Origin of the sequence: Asanoa iriomotensis (assembly GCF_016862515.1) — a bacterium.
Taxonomy (GTDB): Bacteria; Actinomycetota; Actinomycetes; order Mycobacteriales; family Micromonosporaceae; genus Asanoa; species Asanoa iriomotensis.
Window position 1 is genome coordinate 44,770 of record NZ_BONC01000002.1, and the last position, 25,233, is coordinate 70,002.

Below are 25,233 nucleotides of genomic sequence, written 5' to 3' on the forward strand. Positions count from 1 at the left end.
CCCGGTTGGTGCCCGTTTGGGCGCCCCGAAGACACGCTCCGCGACCGCCTGCGCTGTGGGCTGGACAGCGGTTAGCCGTTCGGCTACACTGCTAGTTTGCCGTGTCTTCCGTCTATGACCCTGTCCGTAATGTCCACTGGACGTTTGCGGGTAGGGCCCGTCGGACTGCACGAACAACGGCCGTTCAGCAACACCGGTCCTCGGAAGGACGCATCTTGGCAGCTTCCCGCCCTGCGAAGACCAGTCGTACGTCGAGCGCTTTCGCTCCCCGCCGAATTTCCTTCGGCCGGATCACCGAACACCTCGAGGTCCCCAACCTCCTCGCCATCCAGACCGAGTCCTTTGACTGGCTGGTGGGCAACGAGGCATGGCAGGGCCGGTCGGCTGATGATCCGCACGCCCGCTCGGGTCTCGCAGAGATTCTCGATGAGATCAGTCCGATTGAAGACTTCTCTGGCACCATGTCCCTTTCCTTCTCCGCGCCCCGCTTCGACGAGGTCAAGGCCTCGATCGAGGAGTGCAAGGAGAAGGACCTCACCTACTGCGCGCCGCTCTTCGTGACCGCGGAGTTCACCAACAACACGACTGGCGAGATCAAGAGCCAGACCGTGTTCATGGGTGACTTCCCGATGATGACGCCCAAGGGCACGTTCATCATCAACGGCACCGAGCGGGTCGTGGTGAGCCAGCTCGTCCGGTCGCCGGGCGTCTACTTCGACAAGCAGCCGGACAAGACCTCCGACCGCGACCTGTCCAGCGTCAAGGTCATCCCGAGCCGGGGTGCCTGGCTCGAGTTCGACATCGACAAGCGCGACACCGTCGGCGTCCGGATCGACCGCAAGCGTCGGCAGGCGGTCACCGTCCTGCTCAAGGCGGTCGGCTGGAGCAACGAGCAGATCCGTGAGCGGTTCGGCTGGTCCGAGCTCATGATGACCACGCTCGAGAAGGACCACATCGCCGGTGTGGACGAGGCGCTCCTCGACATCTACCGCAAGCTGCGGCCGGGTGAGCCGCCGACGCGGGAGAACGCGCAGACCCTGCTCGACAACCTCTTCTTCAACCCGAAGCGGTACGACGTCGCCAAGGTCGGTCGATACAAGTTCAACAAGAAGCTCGAGCTCGACGTCCCGATCAACAAGGGCACGCTGACCGAGGACGACATCGTCGCCACCGTGGAATACCTCTGCCGGCTGCACGCCGGTGAGGAGGGCTACGAGGCCGACGACATCGACCACTTCGGCAACCGGCGCCTGCGGACGGTTGGCGAGCTGATCCAGAACCAGGTTCGGGTCGGCCTGTCCCGCATGGAGCGCGTCGTCCGCGAGCGGATGACCACCCAGGACGTCGAGGCGATCACGCCGCAGACCCTGATCAACATCCGCCCCGTCGTGGCGGCGATCAAGGAGTTCTTCGGCACCTCGCAGCTCTCGCAGTTCATGGACCAGACCAACCCGCTGGCGGGTCTCACCCACCGGCGCCGGCTGAGCGCGCTCGGCCCGGGTGGTCTCTCCCGTGAGCGGGCGGGCTTCGAGGTCCGCGACGTGCACCCGTCCCACTACGGCCGGATGTGCCCGATCGAGACGCCGGAAGGCCCGAACATCGGCCTGATCGGTGCGCTCTCGACGTTCGGGCGGGTCAACCCGTTCGGCTTCATCGAGACGCCGTACCGCAAGGTCGAGGACGGCCGGGTCACCGACCAGATCGACTACCTGACCGCCGACGAGGAGGACCGCTTCGTCAAGGCGCAGGCCAACGCCGTGCTCAAGGCCGACGGGACCTTCGCCGAGGACCGCGTCCTCGTTCGCCGGAAGGGCGGTGAGGTCGACTTCGTGGCCGGCGCCGCGGTCGACTACATGGACGTCTCGCCTCGGCAGATGGTCTCGGTCGCGACCGCGATGATCCCGTTCCTCGAGCACGACGACGCCAACCGGGCACTGATGGGCGCCAACATGCAGCGCCAGGCGGTGCCGCTGGTCAAGGCCGAGTCCCCGTTCGTCGGCACCGGCATGGAATACCGTGCCGCGGTCGACGCCGGCGACGTGGTCGTGGCCGAGGTCGGTGGCGTGGTCGAGGACCTGTGCGCCGACTACGTGACCGTGCACCAGGACGACGGCCACCGCCGGACCTACCTGCTGCACAAGTTCCGTCGGTCCAACTCCGGCTCCTGCGTCAACCAGAAGCCGGTGGTCTTCGAGGGCGACCGGGTCGAGGCTGGCCAGGTCATCGCCGACGGTCCGTGCACCGACGAGGGCGAGATGGCGCTCGGGCGCAACCTGCTCGTGGCGTTCATGCCCTGGGAGGGTCACAACTACGAAGACGCGATCATCCTGTCCCAGAAGCTGGTGCAGCAGGACACCCTCACCTCGATCCACATCGAGGAGCACGAGGTGGACGCCCGCGACACCAAGCTGGGCCCGGAGGAGATCACCCGCGACATCCCGAACGTCAGCGAGGAGATGCTCGCCGACCTCGACGAGCGGGGGATCATCCGGATCGGCGCCGAGGTCGTCACCGGCGACATCCTGGTCGGCAAGGTCACGCCCAAGGGCGAGACCGAGCTGACCCCGGAGGAGCGGCTGCTCCGCGCGATCTTCGGTGAGAAGGCGCGCGAGGTCCGGGACACCTCGCTGAAGGTGCCGCACGGCGAGACCGGCACGGTCATCGGCGTCCGGACCTTCTCCCGCGAGGACGGCGACGAGCTGCCCCCGGGCGTCAACGAGCTGGTCCGCGTCTACGTGGCACAGAAGCGCAAGATCCAGGACGGCGACAAGCTCGCCGGCCGCCACGGCAACAAGGGCGTCATCTCCAAGATCCTGCCGGTCGAGGACATGCCGTTCCTCGAGGACGGCACCCCGGTCGACATCGTGCTCAACCCGCTCGGTGTGCCGAGCCGGATGAACATCGGCCAGGTCCTGGAGACCCACCTCGGTTGGGTCGCCAAGACCGGTTGGAAGATCGATGGCGACGACGCCAAGTGGAAGACCGCGCTGAAGTCCATCGGTGCCGGCGAGTCCGTGCCGGACACCAACGTGGCCACGCCGGTCTTCGACGGTGCCAAGGAAGAGGAGATCACCGGCCTGCTCAGCAGCACCCTGCCGAACCGTGACGGGGTGCAGTTGGTCGGCGGATCCGGCAAGGCGCAGCTGTTCGACGGTCGTTCCGGCGAGCCGCTGCCCGACCCGATCGCGGTCGGTTACATCTACATCCTGAAGCTGAACCACCTGGTCGACGACAAGATCCACGCTCGGTCGACCGGCCCGTACTCGATGATCACGCAGCAGCCGCTGGGTGGTAAGGCGCAGTTCGGTGGCCAGCGGTTCGGCGAGATGGAGTGCTGGGCGATGCAGGCCTACGGCGCGGCGTACGCGTTGCAGGAGCTGCTCACGATCAAGTCCGACGACGTCCTGGGCCGGGTGAAGGTCTACGAGGCGATCGTCAAGGGCGAGAACATTCCGGAGCCGGGCATCCCGGAGTCGTTCAAGGTGCTGCTCAAGGAGCTGCAGTCGCTGTGCCTCAACGTCGAGGTGCTCTCCAGCGACGGCGTCGCTCTCGAGATGCGCGAGACCGACGACGAGGTGTTCCGCGCCGCGGAGGAACTCGGCATCGACCTGTCCCGGCGTGAGCCGAGCAGCGTCGAGGAAGTGTGAGTAGTGGCCGGGGCTCCCGACCAGGAGCCCCGGCTGCCCCGCCCGGTAGGTAAAGAGCAACGACAGACTCGAGGGACATAAATTGCTCGACGTCAACTTCTTCGACGAGCTGCGCATTGGCCTTGCCACGGCTGACGACATCCGTCAGTGGTCGCACGGCGAGGTCAAGAAGCCCGAGACGATCAACTACCGCACCCTGAAGCCGGAAAAGGACGGGCTCTTCTGCGAGAAGATCTTTGGTCCCCAGCGGGACTGGGAGTGCTACTGCGGTAAGTACAAGCGCGTCCGGTTCAAGGGCATCATCTGTGAGCGCTGCGGCGTCGAGGTGACCCGGTCCAAGGTCCGGCGTGAGCGGATGGGTCACATCGAGCTGGCCGCGTCCGTGACGCACATCTGGTACTTCAAGGGCGTGCCGAGCCGCCTCGGCTACCTGCTCGACCTCGCGCCCAAGGACCTCGAGAAGATCATCTACTTCGCGTCCTACGTTGTCACCAGCGTGGACACCGAGGCCCGTCACCGCGACCTGTCCACCATCGAGAACGAGATCCTCGCCGAGAAGCGGCAGTCCGAGAACAGCCGTGACTCCGCGGTCGAGGGTCGCGCCGCCAAGCTCGAGGCCGACCTGGCCGAGCTCGAGGCCGAGGGTGCCAAGGCCGACGTGCGCCGCAAGGTCAAGGAGGGCGGAGAGCGCGAGATGCGCCAGATCCGCGACCGGGCGCAGCGCGAGATCGACCGCCTCGACGAGGTGCTCGACACCTTCCGCAAGCTGGACTCGAAGCAGCTGGTCACCGACGAGCTGCTCTACCGCGAGCTGCGCGACCGGTTCGGTGAGTACTTCACCGGCGGCATGGGTGCCGAGGCGATCAAGGCCCTGCTGGAGAACATGGACCTCGACGCCGAGGCCGACCTGCTGCGCGAGATCATCCGCACCGGCAAGGGCCAGCGGAAGATCCGTGCGCTCAAGCGGCTCAAGGTCGTCGCGGCGTTCCTCAACACCCGCAACTCGCCGCTCGGCATGGTGCTCGACTGCGTTCCGGTGATCCCGCCGGACCTGCGGCCGATGGTCCAGCTCGACGGTGGCCGGTTCGCCACCAGCGACCTGAACGACCTGTACCGCCGGGTGATCAACCGGAACAACCGGCTCAAGCGCCTGATCGACCTGGGCGCGCCCGAGATCATCGTCAACAACGAGAAGCGGATGCTGCAGGAGGCCGTCGACGCGCTGTTCGACAACGGCCGCCGCGGCCGGCCGGTCACCGGCCCTGGCAACCGCCCGCTGAAGTCGCTGTCCGACATGCTCAAGGGCAAGCAGGGCCGGTTCCGGCAGAACCTGCTCGGCAAGCGCGTCGACTACTCCGGCCGTTCGGTCATCGTCGTCGGCCCGCAGCTCAAGCTCCACCAGTGCGGCCTGCCCAAGCAGATGGCGCTCGAGCTGTTCAAGCCGTTCGTGATGAAGCGGCTCGTCGACCTCAACCACGCACAGAACATCAAGTCCGCCAAGCGGATGGTCGAGCGTCAGCGCCCGGTCGTGTGGGACGTGCTCGAAGAGGTCATCGGCGAGCACCCGGTGCTGCTCAACCGCGCGCCGACGCTGCACCGCCTCGGCATCCAGGCCTTCGAGCCGCAGCTGGTCGAGGGCAAGGCGATCCAGATCCACCCGCTGGTCTGCACCGCCTTCAACGCCGACTTCGACGGTGACCAGATGGCGGTGCACGTGCCGCTGTCCGCCGAGGCGCAGGCCGAGGCGCGGATCCTGATGCTGTCGTCGAACAACATCCTCAAGCCGGCCGACGGCAAGCCCGTCACCATGCCCACCCAGGACATGGTCATCGGCCTCTACCACCTCACCCACTTCTCCCCGGAGGAGAAGGGCGCGGGCCGGGCGTTCAGCTCGGACGCCGAGGCGCGGATGGCGTTCGACAACGGCGAGCTGCACCTGCAGGCGCCCATCAAGGTCCGGCTCCAGAACGTTGTCGAGGTCGACAACGGCGCGGGCCAGCCCAAGTGGGAGGTCCCGGAGGAGTGGACGGCCGGCGACCAGCTGACCGTCGACACCACCCTGGGCCGGATCCTGTTCAACGAGACCCTGCCTCCGGGCTACCGGTTCGTGAACTACGAGATCCGGCGGGGCCAGCTCTCGGCGATCGTCAACGACCTCGCCGAGCGGTTCCCGAAGGTGGCGCTGGCCGCGACCCTCGACGGGCTCAAGGAGGCCGGTTTCCACTGGGCCACCTGGTCCGGCGTGACGATCGGCATGGAGGACGTCATCCAGCCCCCGCGCAAGTGGGAGATCCTGGAGCGTTACGAGCGCGAGGCCGAGCAGATCGACAAGCAGTACCAGCGTGGTCTGATGACCGCGGAGGAGCGGCGTGGCGAGCTGATCGAGATCTGGACCAAGGCGACCAACGAGGTCGCCAAGGAGATGGAGACGGCCCTCCCGCAGGAGAACCCGCTGTGGAAGATGATCAACTCGGGTGCTCGCGGTAACCTCCTCCAGCTCCGCCAGATCGCCGCGATCCGTGGTCTGGTGGCCAACCCGAAGGGCGAGATCATCCCGCGGCCGATCAAGGCCTCGTACCGGGAGGGTCTGTCCGTGCTGGAGTACTTCATCTCCACGCACGGTGCCCGCAAGGGTCTGGCCGACACCGCGCTGCGTACCGCCGACTCGGGTTACCTGACCCGTCGTCTGGTCGACGTCTCGCAGGACGTGATCATCCGTGAGGAGGACTGCGGCACCGACCGGGCGATCACCATGCAGGTCGGCACCACGACCCCCGACGGCAAGCTGATCGTCCACGAGCACGCCGAGACCGGTGTGCACGCCCGGACGCTGGCCGACGACATCAAGGGTGCCGACGGCTCGCTCGTGGTCGAGCGGGGCGCCGACCTCAACTCGATCCTGGTCGACAAGCTCGTGGCCGCCGGTGTCGACACCGTGCGGGTGCGCAGCGTGCTGACCTGCGAGTCCAAGCTGGGCGTCTGCGCGGCCTGCTACGGCCGTTCGCTGCCGACCGGCAAGACCGTGGACGTCGGCGAGGCGGTCGGCATCATCGCCGCCCAGTCGATCGGTGAGCCTGGCACGCAGCTGACGATGCGTACCTTCCACACCGGTGGCGTCGCGGGTGAGGACATCACCCAGGGTCTGCCGCGTGTCCAGGAGATCTTCGAGGCCCGTGTCCCCAAGGGCAAGGCGCCGATCGCGGAGTCTCCGGGCCGCATCCGGATCGAGGACGGCGAGCGCTCGCGGAAGATCATCATCGTGCCGGACGACGGCAGCGACGAGATCGTCCACGACAAGGTGTCCCGCCGCGTCAAGCTCCGGGCGGCCGACGGTGCCCACGTCGAGGTGGGCGAGAAGCTCACCGAGGGCACCATCGACCCGCACGAGCTGCTGCGCATCCTCGGTCCGCGCGCGGTCCAGGTCCACCTGACCCACGAGGTCCAGGAGGTCTACCGCTCGCAGGGCGTGCTCATCCACGACAAGCACATCGAGATCATCATCCGCCAGATGCTCAAGCGGGTGACCGTGATCGACTCCGGCTCGACCGAGTTCCTGCCGGGTGTGCTGGTCGACCGGGCACTGTTCGAGTCGGAGAACCGCCGGCTCGTGTCCGAGGGCGGCGAGCCCGCGGCGGGTCGTCCGGTGCTGATGGGCATCACCAAGGCCTCGCTGGCCACGGACTCGTGGCTGTCGGCGGCCTCCTTCCAGGAGACCACCCGGGTGCTGACGGACGCGGCGATCCACGCCCGCAGCGACTCGCTGATCGGCCTGAAGGAGAACGTGATCATCGGCAAGCTCATCCCGGCGGGTACGGGCATCAGCAAGTACCGCAACGTCCGGGTCGAGCCGACCGAGGAGGCGAAGGCCAAGGTGTACTCGATGACCGGGTACCCCGAGACCGACTACGGGTTCGGCCCGGCCGGCGGCCAGGCCGTTCCGCTCGACGACTTCGACTTCGGGTCCTACCGGTAGTCGTCGTCCTTGCCAAGGATCGGGCGCTCTCCCTGTTTGGGAGGGCGCCCTTCCTTGTTTGGCCGTGGGTCACAGTCCATTGGCTGGGCGCCGCTGTGGGTTGCTATCGCTTCACGCGGTAGCGGATGTGGGTTGCTTCCGGGGTGTTGGTTACACGGGCGATTTCCAACTCGATCTCCCTTGGGAGTACGTCGAAGAGGCGGCGGCCCTGGCCTAGCAGTACCGGGATCAGGTGTAACTGGATCTCGTCCAGTACTCCGGCCTCCAGCGCTCGTTGGGCTGTGTAGGCGCCGTGCACCAGCACGTTTCTGTCGCCGGCCGCCGCCTTGGCTTGGGTCATGGCGCTTTCTATGCCGTCTTGGACGTAGGTGACCTGGGGGTAGTTGGCGGCAGTTTTGCCTGGTGGGCGGTGGGTGGGGACGAAGATGGGCATGCCGTGGTGGGTGCCGCCCCAGTGGTCGACGATTTCGACCGTGCGTCGTCCGGCTACCACGGCGCCGGTCTCGTTGTATTCGGCCAGTAGTTGGCCCGCTGTGCCGTCCGTGCGGAAGGTTTCGCCGTCCGGGTGCAGGCCCCAGTGGTGGAGGCGGTTGCCGTCCTCGCCGCCGAGGGTGTCGTTCGGGTCCGCTATGTAGCCGTCCACCGAGACGGACATGAAGAGCACTGATGCTGGCACGTTGGCCTCCGTTGGAGTCGGTCCTGATCGGACGCTATAGCCGGGTGGTGTCCAGATTGCCTTTGCTCGTCGTGGTCAGTGGGCCGCCTGGGAGCGGGAAGACCACGTTGGCGCATGCGCTGGCTTCGGCGGTCGGGTGTCCCGCGATCTGTCGCGATGAGATCAAGGAAGGCATGGTCCACGGGGACGCCCACTATGTGCCTGAGTTGTCTGACGACGTCGCTTGGCGTGCCTACGAGACGTTCTTCGGCGCTCTGCGGCTCTTGCTGGCAGCGGGTGTCACCACGGTTGCCGAGGCTGCTTTTCAGGATCGGCTTTGGCGGCAGGGGCTTCGGCCGCTGTTGCCGCTGGCCGACGTGAAGGTCGTGCAGTGTTACGCCGCTGACGAGGTGATCGAGCAGCGGGTCGGCGGGCGTACGCGCCCGGCGCATGCCGACGCGCAGTGGGTGGTGCGGGCGTTCGAGCGGGTTGTGTTGGGTGTTCCGGAGATCCGCGTGGATACCAGCGATGGCTATGACCCCGGGCTGGACGAGATCGTGCGGTTTGTTGGTCAGAAGAACTCGTCCAGTAGGCGGTAGAAGGCGATCTTCGCTGGGTCCGGGTGGGGGAGGCCGTAGGCCCTCAGGAGGGGTTCGGCGTCGGTGGTCTTGCTTCTTGTGGCGATGGCCAGGTCGTTGTGGCGGTCCGCTATCCCCAGGCGGGAGACGTCGACGACGCCTGTTGGTCTGAGTTGGTCGTCGAAGAGGATGTTCGGTAGGCATGGGTCGCCGTGGCCGACGACCAGGTCCTCCGGTGCCTGTGGGCGGGTGGCGTGGAGTTCGGCGAGCAGTTGAGCCGCCGACCAGCCCGTCCGGCCGGCGTCGAGGTCGGTGAGCTCGATCCGCTCGGCCCGGGCGTTCGCCTCCGCGTGCGCGACCGTGATCGCTAGGCGGTGGTCGAACGGACAGGTCGCCGGCGGGAGGTCATGGAGGGTGCGGAGCAGCTCGCCGATGGCCGCGGCCACGGCGGGGGAGCCCGCCGGGGCCGGGTGGCCGGGCAGGGCGCGGGTGGTCAGGCGGCCCGGTTCGTGGTCCAGGACTTCCGGGCAGGGGAAGCCCTGGGCGGCGAGCCAGGTCAGGCGGGCCGCTTCGGCGGCGATCTCGGTCGGGTCGCCGTGTTTGCGGTAGGCGTCGGTGCTGCGCCAGACCTGGGCGCCGGATTTGCCCGTGCGTACCGGGAGCCATTCGGTCACACGGTCATGATGGGCGGATAGGGTCGGGAGCGTGCAACCCACGGAGGCGCTGCGGCATCCGCTTGATCCTGATCCGGTGCGGGCCACCAAGGCCGGCGCCGTCTTCGGGCTCGGGCTCCTTGCCGCCGTTACCGGAGTGTTCGTCGGTGGGATCGTGCCCGCCACCGTCGCCTTGCTGCTCGCCCGGCAGGCGCGGCGGGAGGCGTACGCCTCGCGGGGTTATCTGACCGGCAGCGTCTGGTTGCACCGCGGCGAGCGGATGGCCTGGATCGGGATCATGCTCGCGATCGCCACCATCGTGATCCTCACGGTCATCGGCATCCTCGGCTCGACCAATCCGGGCGGTGTGCAGGACTTCGGGCCCGGGGTCGACTGACCGCCGTGTGAAACCTCGGCGAACTCTGTGCCGGGGTGGGTGACTGGGCATGGCATGCTCGTGTGCGTGGCGCAGCAGGGCGGACCCTCGTACCCGGTGAATCAACCGAGACCCCTTTCCGTGCCGCCGCCTCCGTCGGACGGTCAGCAACGGGCCCGGCGGGTCGATCCGGTCGCCGGCACGGCGTTCGGCATCGTGCATCTCGAGGTGCCGCCGGCGACCTCCGGTCTGGCCATCGGCGGGCTGATCTCCGGCATCGCCTCGATCGTCGTCTCCCTGGTCGTGCTCTGCTTCGGGCTGGTCGGCGCGGAGAGCGGCTGGGGTGCCTGGGCGGCCGGGGCGTTCGCCGTGTTGGCGCTGGCCGCGGGTGTGGCGGGAGTGGCCCTCGGTGTGCTCGCGCGGCGGCAGATCCGGCAGGTCGGGCCGGCCGCTTCGATGCGGTTCCAGGGCAAGGGGCTGGCCACCGCGGGCGTGGTGTGCGGCATCGTCGGGCTGGTCATCGCCTTGATCGCGTTCTTCGCCGCGCTCGCGCTCCAACTCGCCGTGTAAGCGGGCCTTCCGGGCAAAGTGCCTGGCTCGGCAGTGCGCCGGGACAGTCGCTACAATTGACGGAGATAGGGACCAACCGCGGGTGTCACAGGGGTTTTGACCTGCGCGCTCGCGATGGGTACTCTTTCCTTTCGTGCCCGGGCTCGCCCGGGCAATCCGTGCGTGCGCGCACCGTTCTGGCCAGGCAGCGACCAGCCGCCGAGTGCGTGAGCACGAACAATGGCAGAAATCCCGGGCTCGCGTCAGCGCGCACGGGGACCGTGGAAAGGCCGACACGCCCGACCGCGGGTACCGGGAGCACCTGGCCCGGTCGGAGTGTTGGAGAACCGTCCACCCGGGCGGTTGAGGCGACAGGCGCGGCCGCGAGGAAGCGGCCGAAGGGAGCGGAAAACCCGGTGCCAACCATTCAGCAGCTGGTCCGCAAGGGCCGGCAGGCGAAGACGAGCAAGACGAAGACCCCGGCGCTGAAGGGCAGCCCTCAGCGGCGCGGCGTGTGCACCCGCGTGTACACCACCACCCCGAAGAAGCCGAACTCGGCGCTGCGCAAGGTCGCCCGCGTCAAGCTCAGCAGCCAGATCGAGGTGACCGCCTACATCCCCGGTGTCGGCCACAACCTGCAGGAGCACTCGATCGTGCTCGTGCGTGGCGGCCGGGTGAAGGACCTTCCCGGCGTGCGTTACAAGATCGTGCGTGGCTCGCTCGACACCCAGGGTGTCCGCAACCGCAAGCAGGCCCGCAGCCGCTACGGCGCCAAGAAGGAGAAGAGCTGACATGCCGCGTAAGGGACCTGCTCCCCGCCGTCCGCTCGTCGCGGACCCGGTGTACAACTCCCCGCTGGTGACCCAGCTGGTCAACAAGATCCTGCTGCGCGGCAAGCGGCAGCTCGCCGAGCGCATCGTGTACGGCGCGCTCGAGGGCGCTCGTGAGAAGAGCGGCGGCACCGACCCCGTCGTCATCCTCAAGCGGGCGATGGACAACGTGAAGCCGGCCATCGAGGTGAAGAGCCGCCGTGTCGGTGGCGCCACCTACCAGGTGCCGATCGAGGTGCGCGCGCCCCGCCAGACCACGCTCGGTCTGCGCTGGCTGGTGCAGTACTCGAAGGCCCGCCGGGAGAAGACCATGGTCGAGCGCCTCATGAACGAGCTGCTCGACGCCAGCAACGGCCTCGGTGCCGCGGTGAAGCGACGCGAGGACACGCACAAGATGGCGGAGTCCAACAAGGCCTTCGCCCACTACCGGTGGTAACCACCCACCGAACGACGACGAAGAGGGATTGAAGTGGCCGCCGCAGACGCGCTCGCCAGGGTTCGCAACATTGGCATCATGGCGCACATCGACGCTGGTAAGACCACGACCACCGAGCGGATCCTGTTCTACACCGGCATCACGTACAAGATCGGTGAGGTCCACGAGGGCGCTGCCGTCATGGACTGGATGGAGCAGGAGCAGGAGCGGGGCATCACGATCACTTCCGCCGCCACCAAGTGCGAGTGGAAGGATCACACGATCCAGATCATCGACACGCCCGGCCACGTCGACTTCACGGTCGAGGTCGAGCGGTCGCTGCGGGTCCTCGACGGCGCGGTGGCCGTCTACGACGGCGTCGCCGGCGTGGAGCCCCAGACCGAGAACGTCTGGCGGCAGGCCGACAAGTACAACGTTCCGCGGATGTGCTTCGTCAACAAGCTCGACCGCACCGGTGCCGACTTCTTCCGCTGCGTGCAGATGATGATCGACCGGCTCAACGCGACCCCGCTGGTGCTGCAGATCCCGATCGGCAACGAGTCCGACTTCATCGGCGTCGTCGACCTGATCGGGATGCGCGCGCTGACCTGGCGCGGCGAGACCCAGAAGGGTGAGGACTACGCGGTCGAGGAGATCCCGGCCGACCTCGCCGACCAGGCCGCCGAGTGGCGCGAGAAGCTGATCGAGACCCTCGCCGACGTCGACGACACCATCACCGAGAAGTACCTCGAGGGTGAGGAGCTCACCGTCGAGGACATCAAGGCCGGCATCCGCCGCGCCACGATCGCGGGCAAGGCCAACCCGGTGCTCACCGGTTCGGCCTTCAAGAACAAGGGCGTGCAGCCCATGCTCGACGCGGTCGTCGACTACCTGCCGTCGCCGCTGGACATCCCGGCGGTCGAGGGCGTCGCCACCGACGGTGAGACCCCGCTCCAGCGCAAGCCGTCGAACTCGGAGCCGTTCTCGGCGCTCGCGTTCAAGATCCAGACGGACAAGCACCTGGGCAAGCTCACCTACGTGCGGGTCTACTCCGGCACGATCGACTCCGGTTCACCGGTCATCAACTCGACCAAGGACCGCAAGGAGCGGATCGGCAAGATCTACCAGATGCACGCCAACAAGCGCGAAGAGCGCGGGACGGCGCAGGCTGGTGACATCATCGCCGTGCAGGGTCTCAAGCAGACCACCACCGGCGACACGCTGTCGGACCCGGCCAGCCCGGTCATCCTGGAGTCGATGACGTTCCCGGAGCCGGTCATCTCGGTCGCGATCGAGCCGAAGACCAAGTCCGACCAGGAGAAGCTGGGCACCGCGATCCAGCGCCTCGCCGAGGAGGATCCGACCTTCCGGGTTCGCAACGACGAGGAGACCGGGCAGACGGTCATCTCCGGCATGGGCGAGCTCCACCTCGACATCCTGGTCGACCGGATGCGGCGTGAGTTCAACGTCGAGGCCAACGTCGGCAAGCCGCAGGTGGCCTACCGCGAGACCATCCGCCGCAAGGTGGAGAAGATCGAATACACCCACAAGAAGCAGACGGGCGGCTCCGGCCAGTACGCCCGGGTGATCGTCAGCCTCGAGCCGCTGCCGCTCGACAACGACTCGCCCACGTACGAGTTCGCGAACGCCGTCAGCGGTGGCCGCATCCCGAAGGAGTTCATCCCTTCCGTGGACGCGGGCGCGCAGGACGCCATGCAGTACGGCATCCTCGCCGGCTACCCGCTGGTGGGCCTCAAGCTGACCCTGCTCGACGGTCAGTACCACGAGGTCGACTCGTCCGAGATGGCGTTCAAGATCGCCGGCTCGATGGTGCTGAAGGAGGCGGCCCGCAAGGCCGACCCGGCACTGCTCGAGCCGATGATGTCCGTCGAGGTCACGACGCCCGAGGAGAACATGGGCGACGTGATCGGCGACCTGAACTCCCGCCGCGGCATCATCCAGGCGATGGAGGAGCGCTCCGGCGCTCGCGTCGTCCGGGCCCTGGTGCCGCTGTCGGAGATGTTCGGCTACGTCGGTGACCTGCGGTCGAAGACCCAGGGCCGGGCTAGCTACAGCATGCAGTTCGACTCCTACGCCGAGGTTCCGCAGAACGTCGCGAAGGAGATCATCGCCAAGGCAACTGGCGAATAGCTGTGTGAGGGTGCTGGGACTTCATCGTCCCAGCACCCACAAAGTAGACACTGTCGTCGGTGCCATAGGGTGCCGGGGACGCACGGAACAAGAAGTCCTTGAGGAGGACACCAGTGGCGAAGGCGAAGTTCGAGCGGACTAAGCCGCACGTCAACATCGGCACCATTGGTCACATCGACCACGGGAAGACGACGCTGACCGCGGCCATCACCAAGGTCCTGCACGACCGGTACCCGGACGTGAACCCCTACACGCCGTTCGACGAGATCGACAAGGCGCCGGAGGAGAAGGCCCGCGGTATCACGATCTCGATCGCGCACGTCGAGTACCAGACCGAGGCGCGGCACTACGCGCACGTCGACTGCCCCGGTCACGCCGACTACATCAAGAACATGATCACCGGTGCCGCGCAGATGGACGGCGCGATCCTGGTGGTCGCGGCGACCGACGGCCCGATGCCGCAGACCCGCGAGCACGTGCTGCTGGCTCGCCAGGTCGGCGTTCCTTACATCGTCGTGGCGCTCAACAAGAGCGACATGGTCGACGACGAGGAGCTGCTCGAGCTGGTCGAGCTCGAGGTCCGCGAGCTGCTCTCGGCTCAGGAGTACCCGGGCGACGACCTGCCGGTCGTGCGCGTCTCGGCGCTCAAGGCCCTCGAGGGTGACCCCGAGTGGACCGACAAGCTCATGGAGCTGATGAACGCGGTCGACACCGCGATCCCGCAGCCCGAGCGCGAGACCGAGAAGCCGTTCCTCATGCCCATCGAGGACGTCTTCACGATCACCGGTCGTGGCACCGTCGTGACCGGCCGCGCCGAGCGCGGCATCCTCAAGCCGAACGAGGAGGTGGAGATCGTCGGCATCAAGGAGAAGTCGATGAAGACGGTCTGCACCGGCATCGAGATGTTCCGCAAGCTGCTCGACGAGGCCCGTGCGGGCGAGAACGTCGGTCTGCTGCTGCGCGGCATCAAGCGCGAGGACGTCGAGCGCGGCATGGTCGTCGTCAAGCCGGGCACCTCGACCCCGCACACGGAGTTCGAGGCGACCGTCTACATCCTCTCCAAGGAGGAGGGCGGCCGGCACACCCCGTTCTTCCAGAACTACCGTCCGCAGTTCTACTTCCGGACCACGGACGTCACCGGCGTCGTCACGCTGCCTGAGGGCACCGAGATGGTCATGCCGGGCGACAACACGACGATGACCGTCAAGCTGATCCAGCCCATCGCCATGGACGAGAACCTCAAGTTCGCGATCCGTGAGGGTGGCCGCACGGTCGGCGCCGGTCGCGTCACGAAGATCATCAAGTAAACAGGTAACCCCCGATTAGACCTGCCGGAGTCGATCCGGCATACTAGTCAGGTTGCGTACGCGACGGGTGGCTGTCGCCCCTGGGTTGACAGCCACCCTCGCGCGTGGCGCCTCGTTAGAGGCGCTCGGCCCCCGAAGGACACCGCCGCTTTGCGGCGGAGCCTGGCCACAGGGCGCGACACGCCCGACCGCGGGGGTCGGAGGAGTGGGGTCAAACCCACGACAAGAGCGGCATCGAGAGAAGGAACAGAAGCCACCATGGCGGGACAGAAGATCCGCATCCGGCTCAAGGCCTACGACCACGAGGTCGTCGACTCGTCGGCGCGCAAGATCGTCGAGACGGTGACCCGCACCGGGGCGCAGGTCGCGGGCCCGGTGCCGCTGCCCACGGAGATCAACCGTTTCTGCGTCATCCGCTCGCCGCACAAATACAAGGACTCGCGCGAGCACTTCGAGATGCGCACGCACAAGCGGCTGATCGACATCATCGACCCGACGCCGAAGACGGTCGACTCGCTGATGCGCCTCGACCTGCCGGCCGGTGTCGACATCGAGATCAAGCTGTAGGGACTGCGAACTCATGGACAGGCAAGTGAAGGGCATCCTGGGCGCCAAGCTCGGCATGACCCAGGTCTGGGACAACAACCGCGTCGTCCCGGTCACCGTGGTCCAGGCCGGCCCCTGCGTCGTGACCCAGGTCCGCACCGGTGACAAGGACGGCTACTCGGCCGTGCAGCTCGCCTACGGCGCGATCGACCCGCGCAAGGCCAACAAGCCGAAGGCCGGTCACTACGCGAAGGCCGGCGTCGCGCCGCGACGGCACATCGTCGAGCTGCGCACGACCGACGCCAGTGACTACGAGCCCGGCCAGGAGGTCACCGTCGACGCGTTCGCGCCCGGCGCGACGATCGACGTGACCGGCCGCACCAAGGGCAAGGGCTTCGCCGGCGTCATGAAGCGCCACGGCTTCCACGGCCTGCGCGCCAGCCACGGTGTCGAGCGCAAGCACCGCTCGCCCGGTTCCATCGGCGCCTGCGCGACCCCGGGTCGCGTCTTCAAGGGCGTCCGGATGGCCGGTCGCATGGGCGGTCGCCGCTACACCGTGCAGAACCTGACGGTCCAGGCGGTCGACGCCGAGAACAACCTGCTGCTCGTGAAGGGCGCCATCCCGGGCCCCAAGGGCGCGCTGATCCTGGTCCGCTCCGCGGCCAAGACGCTGGCCACGAAGGGTGGTGCGTGATGACCTCGGTCGACGTGATCGCCGTCGACGGTGGCAAGAGCGGCTCGGTCGAGCTGCCCGCCGACATCTTCGACGTGCAGGCCAACATGCCGTTGATGCACCAGGTCGTGGTGGCCCAGCTGGCCGCCGCGCGCCAGGGCACGCACAAGGCCAAGACCCGCGGCGAGGTTCGCGGTGGCGGCAAGAAGCCCTACAAGCAGAAGGGCACCGGCCGCGCCCGGCAGGGCTCGCTGCGCGCACCGCAGTTCACCGGCGGTGGCGTGGTGCACGGCCCGGTCCCGCGTGACTACAGCCAGCGGACGCCCAAGAAGATGAAGGCCGCCGCCCTGCGTGGCGCCCTCTCCGACCGGGCCCGCGACGGTCACCTGCACGTGGTCGAGAGCTTCGTCAACGGCGACACCAAGTCGACGAAGGCCGCACTGGCCACGCTGGCCAGGGTGACCACCGCCAAGCGGGTGCTCGTGGTGCTGACCGAGGCCGACGAGAACAACTGGCTCTCGCTGCGCAACGAGCCGCGGGTGCACCTGATCGAGGCCGGCCAGCTCAACACCTACGACGTGCTGGTCGCCGACGACGTGGTCTTCACCAAGGACGCCCTGGACGAGTTCCTGGGTGTGCCGGCCGAGGCCGCGCAGGAGGAGAACTGATGGCGACCATCGCGGATCCGCGCGACATCATCGTCGCGCCGATCGTCTCGGAGAAGAGCTACAGCGAGCTGAACCGCAACTGGTACACGTTCGAGGTGGCCACCGGCGCCAACAAGACGCAGATCAAGATCGCGATTCAGCAGATCTTCAACGTCCGCGTGCTGACCGTCAACACCCTCAACCGGGAGGGCAAGCGCAAGCGCACCCGTTCCGGTTGGGGCAAGCGCAAGGACACCAAGCGCGCGATGGTGAAGCTGGCCGAGGGCGACCGTATCGAGGCCTTCGGCGGCCCGGTCAGCTGAGGGGTATAGACAATGGCTATCCGTAAGTACAAGCCGACGACGCCGGGCCGGCGAGGCTCCAGCGTCGCCGACTTCGCTGAGATCACCCGGTCGACGCCGGAGAAGTCGCTGCTGGCCCCGCTGCCGAAGAAGGGCGGGCGCAACGCTCACGGCCGGATCACCACCCGGCACCAGGGCGGCGGCCACAAGCGGCAGTACCGGATCATCGACTTCAAGCGGGTCGACAAGGACGGCGTGCCGGCCAAGGTCGCGCACATCGAGTACGACCCGAACCGCACCGCGCGCATCGCGCTGCTGCACTACGCCGACGGCGAGAAGCGCTACATCATCGCGCCGAAGGACCTGAAGCAGGGCGACGCGGTCGAGTCCGGCCCCGGTGCCGACATCAAGCCCGGCAACAACCTGCCGCTGCGCAACATCCCCGTCGGCACCCAGGTGCACGGCGTGGAGCTGCGCCCGGGCGGTGGCGCCAAGCTGGCCCGCTCGGCCGGCGTCGGCATCCAGCTGCTCGGCCGTGAGGGCCAGTACGCGACGCTGCGGATGCCCTCGGGCGAGATCCGCCGGGTCGACGTGCGCTGCCGCGCGACCGTCGGCGAGATCGGCAACGCCGACCAGTCGAACATCAACTGGGGCAAGGCCGGCCGCATGCGCTGGAAGGGCAAGCGCCCGACCGTTCGTGGTGTCGCGATGAACCCGATCGACCACCCGCACGGTGGTGGTGAGGGCAAGACGTCCGGTGGTCGTCACCCGGTCAACCCGTGGGGCAAGCCCGAGGGCCGCACCCGCCGCAAGGGTCAGCCGAGCGACAAGCTGATCGTCCGCCGTCGTTACGCCAACCGGAAGCGGGGTTAACCGCAGATGCCACGCAGCCTGAAGAAGGGCCCGTTCGTCGACGACCACCTGATCAAGAAGGTGGAGACGCAGAACGACAAGGGCTCCAAGAACGTCATCAAGACCTGGTCGCGCCGTTCCACGATCATCCCCGAGATGCTCGGGCACACGATCGCCGTGCACGACGGCCGCAAGCACGTCCCGGTGTTCGTCACCGAGGCGATGGTCGGGCACAAGCTCGGCGAGTTCGCGCTGACCCGCACGTTCAAGGGTCACGAGAAGGACGACCGGAAGAGCCGCCGCCGCTGACGCGGTGCAGATAGAGGATCAGAGGGGTTACAGCGATGCCAGTCAAGGGCGACGCTCCGGCGCTTCCGGGCGCGCGGGCGGTTGCGCGCCACGTGCGCATCTCGCCGAACAAGGCGCGCCGAGTGGTCAACCTCGTCCGCGGTCTGCCCGCGAAAGAGGCGCTCACGGTGCTCCAGTTCGCTCCGCAGTCGGCGAGCGAGCAGGTCTACAAGGTGCTCGCCAGCGCGATCGCCAACGCGGAGAACAACGAGCGGCTGGACCCCGACGCGTTGCTCGTCAGCGAGGCGTTCGTCGACGAGGGGCCGACCATGAAGCGGTTCCGGCCGCGGGCGCAGGGCCGCGCGTACCGGATCCGCAAGCGCACCTGCCACATCACCGTGGCGGTCGAGGCTGTGGCTCCGGCCCAGCGTCCCGGCAAGAAGGCCGCGGCGGCCAAGAAGGCGCCGGCCAAGGCCGCGCCGGAGACCGCTGCCGAGGAGACGCCGGCCACCGAGGCGACGGCTGATGAGCCGGCGCCGGCCAAGAAGGCCGCGAAGAAGGCCACCAAGGCCACGAAGGCCGCCAAGGCGACCGAGGCGACGGAGACCGCCGAGGAAGGGACCGAGTAATGGGTCAGAAGGTTCACCCGCACGGGTTCCGGCTCGGCATCTCGACCGACTGGAAGTCCCGCTGGTACGCGGACAAGCTCTACAAGGACTACATCGCGGAGGATGTCAAGATCCGCCGGATGATGTCCAAGGGCCTGGAGCGCGCGGGCATTTCCAAGGTCGACATCGAGCGCACCCGCGACCGGGTCCGCGTCGACATCCACACCGCCCGGCCGGGCATCGTCATCGGCCGTAAGGGTGCGGAGGCCGACCGGATCCGCGGCGAGCTCGAGAAGCTCACCGGCAAGCAGGTGCAGCTCAACATCCTCGAGGTGAAGAGCCCCGAGTCCGACGCACAGCTCGTCGCGCAGGGCGTGGCCGAGCAGCTGTCGAGCCGGGTCAGCTTCCGCCGGGCGATGCGCAAGGCCATGCAGTCGGCGATGAAGAACCCGGTCGTCAAGGGCATCCGGGTGCAGGTCTCCGGCCGCCTCGGCGGCGCCGAGATGAGCCGCACCGAGTTCTACCGCGAGGGCCGGGTCCCGCTGCACACGCTGCGCGCCAACATCGAGTACGGGTTCTTCGAGGCCCGCACCACGTTCGGCCGCATCGGCGTGAAGGTCTGGATCTACAAGGGCGACGCGGTTCCGGGTCGGGAGGCTCCGGCCGAGGCCGGCGCGCCGCGCCCGCGCCGCGAGCGGGGCGACCGTCCGGAGCGTCCGCGCCGCGGTCGGTCCGGCTCGTCCGGCACGACCGCCGGCGGCACCGAGGCGGGTCGGGCCGCGCAGCAGGCCGCCCAGGCCGAGCAGTCCGGTGGCGCTCCCGCGGCTCCGGCCGCTGGGTCGGCTGGCGCGGCCAACGCCGCCGAGCCCACCACGAACGACACCGCCAGCACGGCTCCGGCCGCGCCGGCGACTGAGCAGCAGGAGGGCTGACCACCATGCTGATGCCGCGTAAGCCCCCGAAGGGCTTCCGCAAGCCGCACCACCCGGACCGCCACGGCGCGTCCAAGGGCGGCAACCGGGTGGTCTTCGGCGAGTTCGGAATCCAGGCGCTGGAGCCGGCTTACGTCACCAACCGCCAGATCGAGTCGGCGCGTATCGCGATGACCCGACACATCAAGCGTGGTGGCAAGGTCTGGATCACGGTGTTCCCGGACCAGGCGCTGACCAAGAAGCCCGCTGAGACCCGGATGGGTTCCGGCAAGGGCTCGCCCGAGTGGTGGGTGGCCAACGTCAAGCCGGGTCGGGTGCTCTTCGAGATGTCCTTCCCCAACGAGCAGATCGCGCGAGAGGCGATGCGTCGCGCGATTCACAAGCTCCCGATGAAATGCCGCATCGTGACGCGCGAAGTGGGTGAATCCTGATGGCCGGCGGCACCAAGGCTTCCGAGCTGCGTGAGCTCCCGGAAGAGGAGCTGATCTCGCTGCTGCGGGACGCCAAGGCGGAGCTGTTCAACCTTCGCGTGCAGTCGGCCACGGGCCAGCTGGACAACAACCGCCGGCTGCAGGTCATCCGTCGGGAGATCGCCCGGATCTACACGATCATGCGAGAGCGCGAGCTGGGCCTCTCGGCCGCGCCGACTGAGGTGACTGCGTGATGACTGAGAACACCGCTGCCGCTCCCGAGCGAGCCAGCCGCAAGACCCGTGAGGGTCTCGTGGTGAGCGACAAGATGGACAAGACCGTCGTGGTCGAGGTCGAGGACCGGGTCAAGCACCCGCTCTACGGCAAGGTTCTGCGGCGTACGAGCAAGCTCAAGGTCCACGACGAGCAGAACTCGTGTGGCGTCGGCGACCGGATCCTGATCATGGAGACCCGGCCGCTGTCCGCCACCAAGCGCTGGCGTGTCGTGGAGATCCTCGAGCGCGCGAAGTAAGTAAGCCGACCGGTTCTTCCAAGCTCCGGCAGCGCCGGAGGACTGGCAGACAGAGGAGATAGACGTGATTCAGCAAGAGTCGCGACTGCGTGTCGCCGACAACACGGGTGCGCGGGAGATCCTGTGCATCCGGGTCCTCGGTGGCTCGGGTCGGCGCTACGCGGGCATCGGCGACGTGATCGTCGCCACCGTCAAGGACGCCATCCCCGGCGCCGGTGTGAAGAAGGGCGACGTCGTCAAGGCGGTCGTCGTCCGCACCGCCAAGGAGAAGCGGCGCCCGGACGGCTCGTACATCCGCTTCGACGAGAACGCGGCCGTGATCATCAAGGATGGCGGCGACCCCCGCGGCACCCGTATCTTCGGGCCCGTTGGTCGTGAGCTGCGGGACAAGCGTTTTATGAAGATCATTTCGTTGGCACCGGAGGTGCTCTAGCCATGAAGGTGAAGAAGGGCGACACGGTCGTCGTCATCGCCGGCAAGGACAAGGGCGCCAAGGGCAAGGTCATCCAGGCCCTGCCGCGCCAGGACAAGGTCATTGTCGAGGGCGTCAACCGGGTCAAGAAGCACGAGCGCATCCGCACGACGCAGCGCGGCGCAAAGACCGGCGGCATCGTCACCCAGGAAGCTCCCATCCACGTGTCGAACGTGATGGTCCTGGACTCCGACGGCAAGCCGACCCGCGTCGGCTACCGCCGCGACGAGAACAACCTGAAGGTGCGCATCGCGCGCACTACCGGTAAGGACCTGTGATGACCACGACAGCCGAGAAGACGCTGCCGCGCTTGAAGCAGCGCTACCGCGAAGAGGTCGTGGGGCAGCTTCGCGAGCAGTTCAAGTACGCCAACCCGATGCAGACGCCGGGCCTGGTCAAGATCGTCGTCAACATGGGCGTCGGCGAGGCGGCCCGCGACGCGAAGCTGATCGACGGTGCGGTTCGCGACCTGGCCACGATCACCGGCCAGAAGCCGCAGGTCCGCCGGGCCACCAAGTCCATCGCCCAGTTCAAGCTGCGCGAAGGCATGCCGATCGGCGCGAAGGTGACGCTGCGCGGCGACCGGATGTGGGAGTTCCTCGACCGGTTGCTGTCGATCGCCCTCCCGCGTATCCGCGACTTCCGTGGCCTCGACGCCCGCAAGCTCGACGGCAACGGCAACTACACGTTCGGGCTTACCGAGCAGTCGGTGTTCCACGAGATCGACCAGGACCGGATCGACCGCGTGCGGGGCATGGACATCACGGTGGTCACGACCGCGACGACTGACGACGAGGGCCGGGCGCTGCTCAAGTTCCTGGGCTTCCCGTTCAAGGAGAACTGAACACATGGCTAAGAAGGCGCTGATCCTCAAGGCCGCCGCGAAGCCGAAGTTCGCGGTCCGCGCGTACACCCGTTGCCAGCGCTGCGGGCGTCCCAAGGCGGTCTACCGCAAGTTCGGCCTCTGCCGGGTCTGCATCCGGGAGATGGCTCACCGCGGTGAGCTGCCCGGCGTGTCCAAGGCCTCGTGGTAAGCCACCACCCGAAATGCCGCTTCGCCGCAGGCCCTTGGCGGGGAACCACGGCGAGAAAGGTTGACGAGAACTCATGACGATGACCGACCCGATCGCAGACATGCTCACCCGTCTGCGCAACGCCAACCAGGCCTATCACGACCGGGTGACGATGCCCTACTCGAAGATCAAGGCGAACATCGCCGAGGTCCTCAAGAGCGAGGGCTACATCGCCACCTGGGCGGTCGAGGAGCCCACCGAGGGCGTCGTCGGCAAGCGACTGGTCGTGGAGCTCAAGTACGGCCAGAACCGTGAGCGGAGCCTGGCCGGGATCAAGCGCGTGTCCAAGCCCGGTCTGCGGGTTTACGCCAAGTCGGACGGGCTCCCGCGGGTGCTCGGCGGTCTGGGCGTGGCGATCATCTCGACGTCCCAGGGGCTGCTGACCGACCGGCAGGCCCGCAAGCGGAGCGTGGGCGGGGAAGTCCTCGCCTTCGTCTGGTAACCGGGGAGACAAGAGAAATGTCGCGAATTGGACGCAAGACGATCCCGGTGCCGACCGGCGTCGACATCACGATCAACGGCCAGACCGTCAAGGTGAAGGGCCCGAAGGGTGAGCTCAGCCACACGCTGGCCGAGCCGATCACCATCGAGCGCGCCGAGAACGAGCTCGTCGTGAAGCGCCCCAACGACGAGCGCAAGGCCAAGGAACTGCACGGCCTCTCTCGTACGCTGGTGGCGAACATGGTCGTCGGGGTGACCGACGGCTACCGCAAGAGCCTCGAGATCGCGGGCACCGGTTACCGGGTCACCGCGAAGGGCAAGGACCTCGAGTTCGCGCTCGGGTTCTCGCACCCGGTTCTCGTCCCGGCGCCGGAGGGCATCACCTTCACCGTGGAGCGGCCCACGCTGTTCCACATCGCCGGCATCGACAAGCAGCAGGTCGGTGAGGTGGCCGCCAACATCCGGAAGATCCGTCCGCCGGAGCCCTACAAGGGCAAGGGCGTCCGCTACCAGGGCGAGGTCGTCCGCCGCAAGGCTGGAAAGGCAGGTAAGAAGTGACCGCCACGCTACTCAAGCGCCGTCGCGGCGTCGCCGCGAAGCGGGCCGTGGGCCGGGCGCGTCGGCACTTCCGGGTCCGCAAGCACCTGGTGGGTTCGGCGGAGCGTCCGCGCCTGGTCGTCAGCCGCTCGCTGCGCCACATCAACGCCCAGATCGTCGACGACGCCAAGGGGCACACCCTGGCGTCGGCGTCGACCATGGACGCCTCGATCCGAGGCACCGACGGCGACAAGAGCGCCCTGGCCGGCAAGGTCGGCGCGCTCCTCGCCGAGCGGGCCAAGGCCGCCGGTGTGTCGAAGGTCGTCTTCGACCGCGGTGGCAGCAAGTACGCGGGTCGCATCGCCGCGCTGGCTGACGCCGCGCGCGAAGCCGGGCTCGAGTTCTGACCCCGTCACATCTGAGAAAGGAAGGCTGCTGATGCCAGGTCAACAGCGCCGTGGCGGCGGGTCCGGTGGCAACGAGGGTGGTCGCCGCGACAACCGCCGTGAGGGCGGCCGTGGAAACGCGCCCGTCGAGAAGACCCCGCACCTCGAGCGCGTCGTCGCGATCAACCGGGTTGCCAAGGTCGTCAAGGGTGGTCGGCGCTTCAGCTTCACCGCCCTGGTGATCGTCGGCGACGGTGACGGCACGGTCGGCGTCGGGTACGGCAAGGCCAAGGAGGTGCCCGCGGCGATCGCCAAGGGTGTCGAGGAGGCCAAGAAGCACTTCTTCAAGGTGCCGCGGATCGCAGCGTCGATCCCGCACCCGGTGCAGGGCGAGGACGCCGCGGGCGTGGTGCTGCTCAAGCCGGCTTCGGCCGGTACGGGCGTCATCGCCGGCGGCCCGGTCCGCGCCGTGCTGGAGTGCGCGGGCATCCACGACGTGCTCTCCAAGAGCCTCGGCTCGTCGAACCCGATCAACATCGTCCACGCGACCGTGGCGGCCCTGAAGGCGCTCGAGTCGCCGGAGGCGGTCGCGGCTCGTCGTGGCCTCGCGGTCGAGGACGTGGCTCCGGCCGCGATGCTCGCCAGCCGGGCTGGGGTGAGTGCGTGATGGCACGCCTCAAGGTCACCCAGGTCCGGTCCGAGATCGGGTCGAAGCACAACCAGCGCGAGTCGCTGCGTTCGCTCGGCCTCAAGCGGATCAACGACGTGGTGGTCAAGGAGGATCGGCCCGAGATCCGGGGCATGATCTTCACGGTCAACCACCTCGTGAAGGTCGAGGAGGTCGAATAATGACCATCAAGGTCCACCACCTGCGTCCGGCTCCCGGCGCCAAGACCGAGAAGACCCGTGTGGGTCGCGGTGAGGGCTCCAAGGGCAAGACCGCGGGCCGCGGCACCAAGGGCTCCAAGGCCCGCAAGAACATCTCGGCGGCGTTCGAGGGTGGGCAGATGCCCATCCACATGCGGCTGCCGAAGATGAAGGGCTTCCGCAACCAGAACAAGGTCGTCTTCCAGGTCGTGAACCTGGACAAGCTGGCTGAGCTGTTCCCCAACGGCGGCGAGATCGGCCCGGCCGAGCTCGTCGACGCCGGCGCGGTCCGCAAGGGCCAGCCGGTCAAGGTGCTCGGCAGCGGCGAACTGAGTGGCGTATCTCTCCGAATCTCGGCGCACGCGTTCAGCGCGTCGGCGAAGGAGAAGATCGCCGCCGCTGGTGGCACCACCACCGAGCTGTAAAGCGCTCAGGGGCGCGGTTCCAACGGTCAAACAGGCCGTCGGGTGCCGCGCCCCTCCGGCGTTGATCCGGAGCGATCCGGCCGGATATCGTTCCTGATGGATGGGTGC

The 25,233-nt window shown here is 67.7% G+C and carries 31 protein-coding genes and 1 pseudogene; 30 read left to right on the top strand and 2 right to left on the bottom strand.

Going from position 1 to position 25,233, the window contains the following annotated elements; genetic code table 11:
- Positions 1–215 precede the first annotated feature (215 nt).
- Positions 216–3,647: a DNA-directed RNA polymerase subunit beta gene (gene rpoB, locus Air01nite_RS01905; protein ID WP_203700016.1), complete on the top strand. Its 3,432-nt coding sequence runs from the start codon at positions 216–218 to the stop codon at positions 3,645–3,647.
- 82 nt (positions 3,648–3,729) lie between these two features.
- Positions 3,730–7,620, top strand: coding sequence for a DNA-directed RNA polymerase subunit beta' (locus Air01nite_RS01910; protein WP_203700017.1), 3,891 nt, complete (start codon positions 3,730–3,732; stop codon positions 7,618–7,620).
- Positions 7,621–7,723: 103 nt separating this feature from the next.
- Here the strand turns inward: Air01nite_RS01910 and Air01nite_RS01915 are convergent, their stop codons facing one another.
- The gene (locus tag Air01nite_RS01915) at positions 7,724–8,275 is read right to left on the bottom strand and encodes a dihydrofolate reductase family protein (protein ID WP_203700018.1); all 552 of its coding nucleotides are present in this window, start codon (positions 8,273–8,275) and stop codon (positions 7,724–7,726) included.
- An 11-nt stretch (positions 8,276–8,286) separates the two neighbouring features.
- On the opposite strand from Air01nite_RS01915, the gene Air01nite_RS01920 reads away from it, so the two are divergent.
- Positions 8,287–8,874 (top strand): P-loop nucleotide/nucleoside kinase family protein, encoded by a 588-nt coding sequence (locus Air01nite_RS01920; RefSeq protein ID WP_203700019.1) that lies wholly within the window; start codon positions 8,287–8,289, stop codon positions 8,872–8,874.
- Here the strand turns inward: Air01nite_RS01920 and Air01nite_RS01925 are convergent.
- A complete protein-coding gene (locus tag Air01nite_RS01925; RefSeq protein WP_203700020.1) occupies positions 8,847–9,527 on the bottom strand; it encodes an APH(3') family aminoglycoside O-phosphotransferase in 681 nt (226 codons plus the stop codon). The genes Air01nite_RS01920 and Air01nite_RS01925 overlap by 28 nt on opposite strands.
- A gap of 31 nt (positions 9,528–9,558) precedes the next feature.
- Between Air01nite_RS01925 and Air01nite_RS01930 the strand changes: the two genes are divergently transcribed.
- The 27 genes and pseudogenes from Air01nite_RS01930 (at position 9,559) to rplO (ending at position 25,125) form a co-directional block, all read left to right on the top strand.
- A complete protein-coding gene (locus Air01nite_RS01930) occupies positions 9,559–9,903 on the top strand; it encodes a hypothetical protein (RefSeq protein WP_203700021.1) in 345 nt (114 codons plus the stop codon).
- A 96-nt stretch (positions 9,904–9,999) separates the two neighbouring features.
- Positions 10,000–10,452: a hypothetical protein gene (locus Air01nite_RS01935; protein ID WP_239090425.1), complete on the top strand. Its 453-nt coding sequence runs from the start codon at positions 10,000–10,002 to the stop codon at positions 10,450–10,452.
- Between the two features lie 395 nt (positions 10,453–10,847).
- The gene (gene rpsL / locus Air01nite_RS01940; protein WP_014440718.1) at positions 10,848–11,222 is read left to right on the top strand and encodes a 30S ribosomal protein S12; all 375 of its coding nucleotides are present in this window, start codon (positions 10,848–10,850) and stop codon (positions 11,220–11,222) included.
- 1 nt (position 11,223) lies between these two features.
- The gene (gene rpsG, locus Air01nite_RS01945; RefSeq protein ID WP_203700023.1) at positions 11,224–11,697 is read left to right on the top strand and encodes a 30S ribosomal protein S7; all 474 of its coding nucleotides are present in this window, start codon (positions 11,224–11,226) and stop codon (positions 11,695–11,697) included.
- A gap of 33 nt (positions 11,698–11,730) precedes the next feature.
- The gene (gene fusA, locus Air01nite_RS01950; RefSeq protein ID WP_203700024.1) at positions 11,731–13,827 is read left to right on the top strand and encodes an elongation factor G; all 2,097 of its coding nucleotides are present in this window, start codon (positions 11,731–11,733) and stop codon (positions 13,825–13,827) included.
- 113 nt (positions 13,828–13,940) lie between these two features.
- On the top strand, positions 13,941–15,134 hold the full coding sequence (gene tuf / locus Air01nite_RS01955; protein WP_203700025.1) for an elongation factor Tu: 1,194 nt from the start codon (positions 13,941–13,943) through the stop codon (positions 15,132–15,134).
- 258 nt (positions 15,135–15,392) lie between these two features.
- Entirely contained in the window at positions 15,393–15,701 is a 309-nt protein-coding gene (gene rpsJ, locus Air01nite_RS01960; protein ID WP_007073037.1) for a 30S ribosomal protein S10, read from the top strand.
- A gap of 13 nt (positions 15,702–15,714) precedes the next feature.
- Positions 15,715–16,374, top strand: coding sequence for a 50S ribosomal protein L3 (gene rplC / locus Air01nite_RS01965; RefSeq protein WP_203700026.1), 660 nt, complete (start codon positions 15,715–15,717; stop codon positions 16,372–16,374).
- Entirely contained in the window at positions 16,374–17,021 is a 648-nt protein-coding gene (gene rplD / locus Air01nite_RS01970) for a 50S ribosomal protein L4 (RefSeq protein ID WP_203700027.1), read from the top strand. Before rplC ends, rplD begins: the two co-directional genes overlap by 1 nt.
- Complete coding sequence (gene rplW / locus Air01nite_RS01975; RefSeq protein ID WP_203700028.1) at positions 17,021–17,323, top strand: 50S ribosomal protein L23; 303 nt, start codon at positions 17,021–17,023, stop codon at positions 17,321–17,323. Before rplD ends, rplW begins: the two co-directional genes overlap by 1 nt.
- A 12-nt stretch (positions 17,324–17,335) precedes the next feature.
- Positions 17,336–18,175 (top strand): 50S ribosomal protein L2, encoded by an 840-nt coding sequence (gene rplB, locus Air01nite_RS01980; protein WP_203700029.1) that lies wholly within the window; start codon positions 17,336–17,338, stop codon positions 18,173–18,175.
- Between the two features lie 6 nt (positions 18,176–18,181).
- On the top strand, positions 18,182–18,463 hold the full coding sequence (gene rpsS, locus Air01nite_RS01985) for a 30S ribosomal protein S19 (RefSeq protein ID WP_046567212.1): 282 nt from the start codon (positions 18,182–18,184) through the stop codon (positions 18,461–18,463).
- Positions 18,464–18,498: 35 nt separating this feature from the next.
- A pseudogene (gene rplV / locus Air01nite_RS01990) lies at positions 18,499–18,957 on the top strand (50S ribosomal protein L22); the annotation flags it as partial.
- Positions 18,958–19,070: 113 nt separating this feature from the next.
- On the top strand, positions 19,071–19,982 hold the full coding sequence (gene rpsC / locus Air01nite_RS01995) for a 30S ribosomal protein S3 (RefSeq protein WP_203700031.1): 912 nt from the start codon (positions 19,071–19,073) through the stop codon (positions 19,980–19,982).
- Positions 19,983–19,987: 5 nt separating this feature from the next.
- Positions 19,988–20,413 (top strand): 50S ribosomal protein L16, encoded by a 426-nt coding sequence (gene rplP, locus Air01nite_RS02000; RefSeq protein WP_088647000.1) that lies wholly within the window; start codon positions 19,988–19,990, stop codon positions 20,411–20,413.
- On the top strand, positions 20,413–20,646 hold the full coding sequence (gene rpmC / locus Air01nite_RS02005) for a 50S ribosomal protein L29 (protein WP_203700032.1): 234 nt from the start codon (positions 20,413–20,415) through the stop codon (positions 20,644–20,646). The genes rplP and rpmC overlap by 1 nt, the downstream gene beginning before the upstream one ends.
- A complete protein-coding gene (rpsQ, locus tag Air01nite_RS02010; RefSeq protein ID WP_203700033.1) occupies positions 20,646–20,924 on the top strand; it encodes a 30S ribosomal protein S17 in 279 nt (92 codons plus the stop codon). Before rpmC ends, rpsQ begins: the two co-directional genes overlap by 1 nt.
- A gap of 64 nt (positions 20,925–20,988) precedes the next feature.
- A complete protein-coding gene (gene rplN, locus Air01nite_RS02015; RefSeq protein WP_089244879.1) occupies positions 20,989–21,357 on the top strand; it encodes a 50S ribosomal protein L14 in 369 nt (122 codons plus the stop codon).
- 2 nt (positions 21,358–21,359) lie between these two features.
- Complete coding sequence (gene rplX / locus Air01nite_RS02020) at positions 21,360–21,674, top strand: 50S ribosomal protein L24 (RefSeq protein WP_203700034.1); 315 nt, start codon at positions 21,360–21,362, stop codon at positions 21,672–21,674.
- Entirely contained in the window at positions 21,674–22,240 is a 567-nt protein-coding gene (gene rplE / locus Air01nite_RS02025; protein WP_203700035.1) for a 50S ribosomal protein L5, read from the top strand. Before rplX ends, rplE begins: the two co-directional genes overlap by 1 nt.
- Positions 22,241–22,244: 4 nt before the next feature.
- Positions 22,245–22,430 (top strand): type Z 30S ribosomal protein S14, encoded by a 186-nt coding sequence (locus Air01nite_RS02030; protein WP_033342853.1) that lies wholly within the window; start codon positions 22,245–22,247, stop codon positions 22,428–22,430.
- 73 nt (positions 22,431–22,503) lie between these two features.
- Positions 22,504–22,911: a 30S ribosomal protein S8 gene (gene rpsH / locus Air01nite_RS02035; RefSeq protein WP_203700036.1), complete on the top strand. Its 408-nt coding sequence runs from the start codon at positions 22,504–22,506 to the stop codon at positions 22,909–22,911.
- Between the two features lie 17 nt (positions 22,912–22,928).
- Positions 22,929–23,468 (top strand): 50S ribosomal protein L6, encoded by a 540-nt coding sequence (gene rplF / locus Air01nite_RS02040; RefSeq protein WP_203700037.1) that lies wholly within the window; start codon positions 22,929–22,931, stop codon positions 23,466–23,468.
- On the top strand, positions 23,465–23,854 hold the full coding sequence (gene rplR, locus Air01nite_RS02045) for a 50S ribosomal protein L18 (protein WP_203700038.1): 390 nt from the start codon (positions 23,465–23,467) through the stop codon (positions 23,852–23,854). Before rplF ends, rplR begins: the two co-directional genes overlap by 4 nt.
- A gap of 31 nt (positions 23,855–23,885) precedes the next feature.
- Positions 23,886–24,500, top strand: coding sequence for a 30S ribosomal protein S5 (gene rpsE, locus Air01nite_RS02050; RefSeq protein ID WP_203700039.1), 615 nt, complete (start codon positions 23,886–23,888; stop codon positions 24,498–24,500).
- Positions 24,500–24,682 (top strand): 50S ribosomal protein L30, encoded by a 183-nt coding sequence (gene rpmD / locus Air01nite_RS02055; protein ID WP_203700040.1) that lies wholly within the window; start codon positions 24,500–24,502, stop codon positions 24,680–24,682. Before rpsE ends, rpmD begins: the two co-directional genes overlap by 1 nt.
- The gene (gene rplO / locus Air01nite_RS02060; RefSeq protein ID WP_203700041.1) at positions 24,682–25,125 is read left to right on the top strand and encodes a 50S ribosomal protein L15; all 444 of its coding nucleotides are present in this window, start codon (positions 24,682–24,684) and stop codon (positions 25,123–25,125) included. The genes rpmD and rplO overlap by 1 nt, the downstream gene beginning before the upstream one ends.
- The last annotated feature ends 108 nt before the right edge of the window (positions 25,126–25,233 follow it).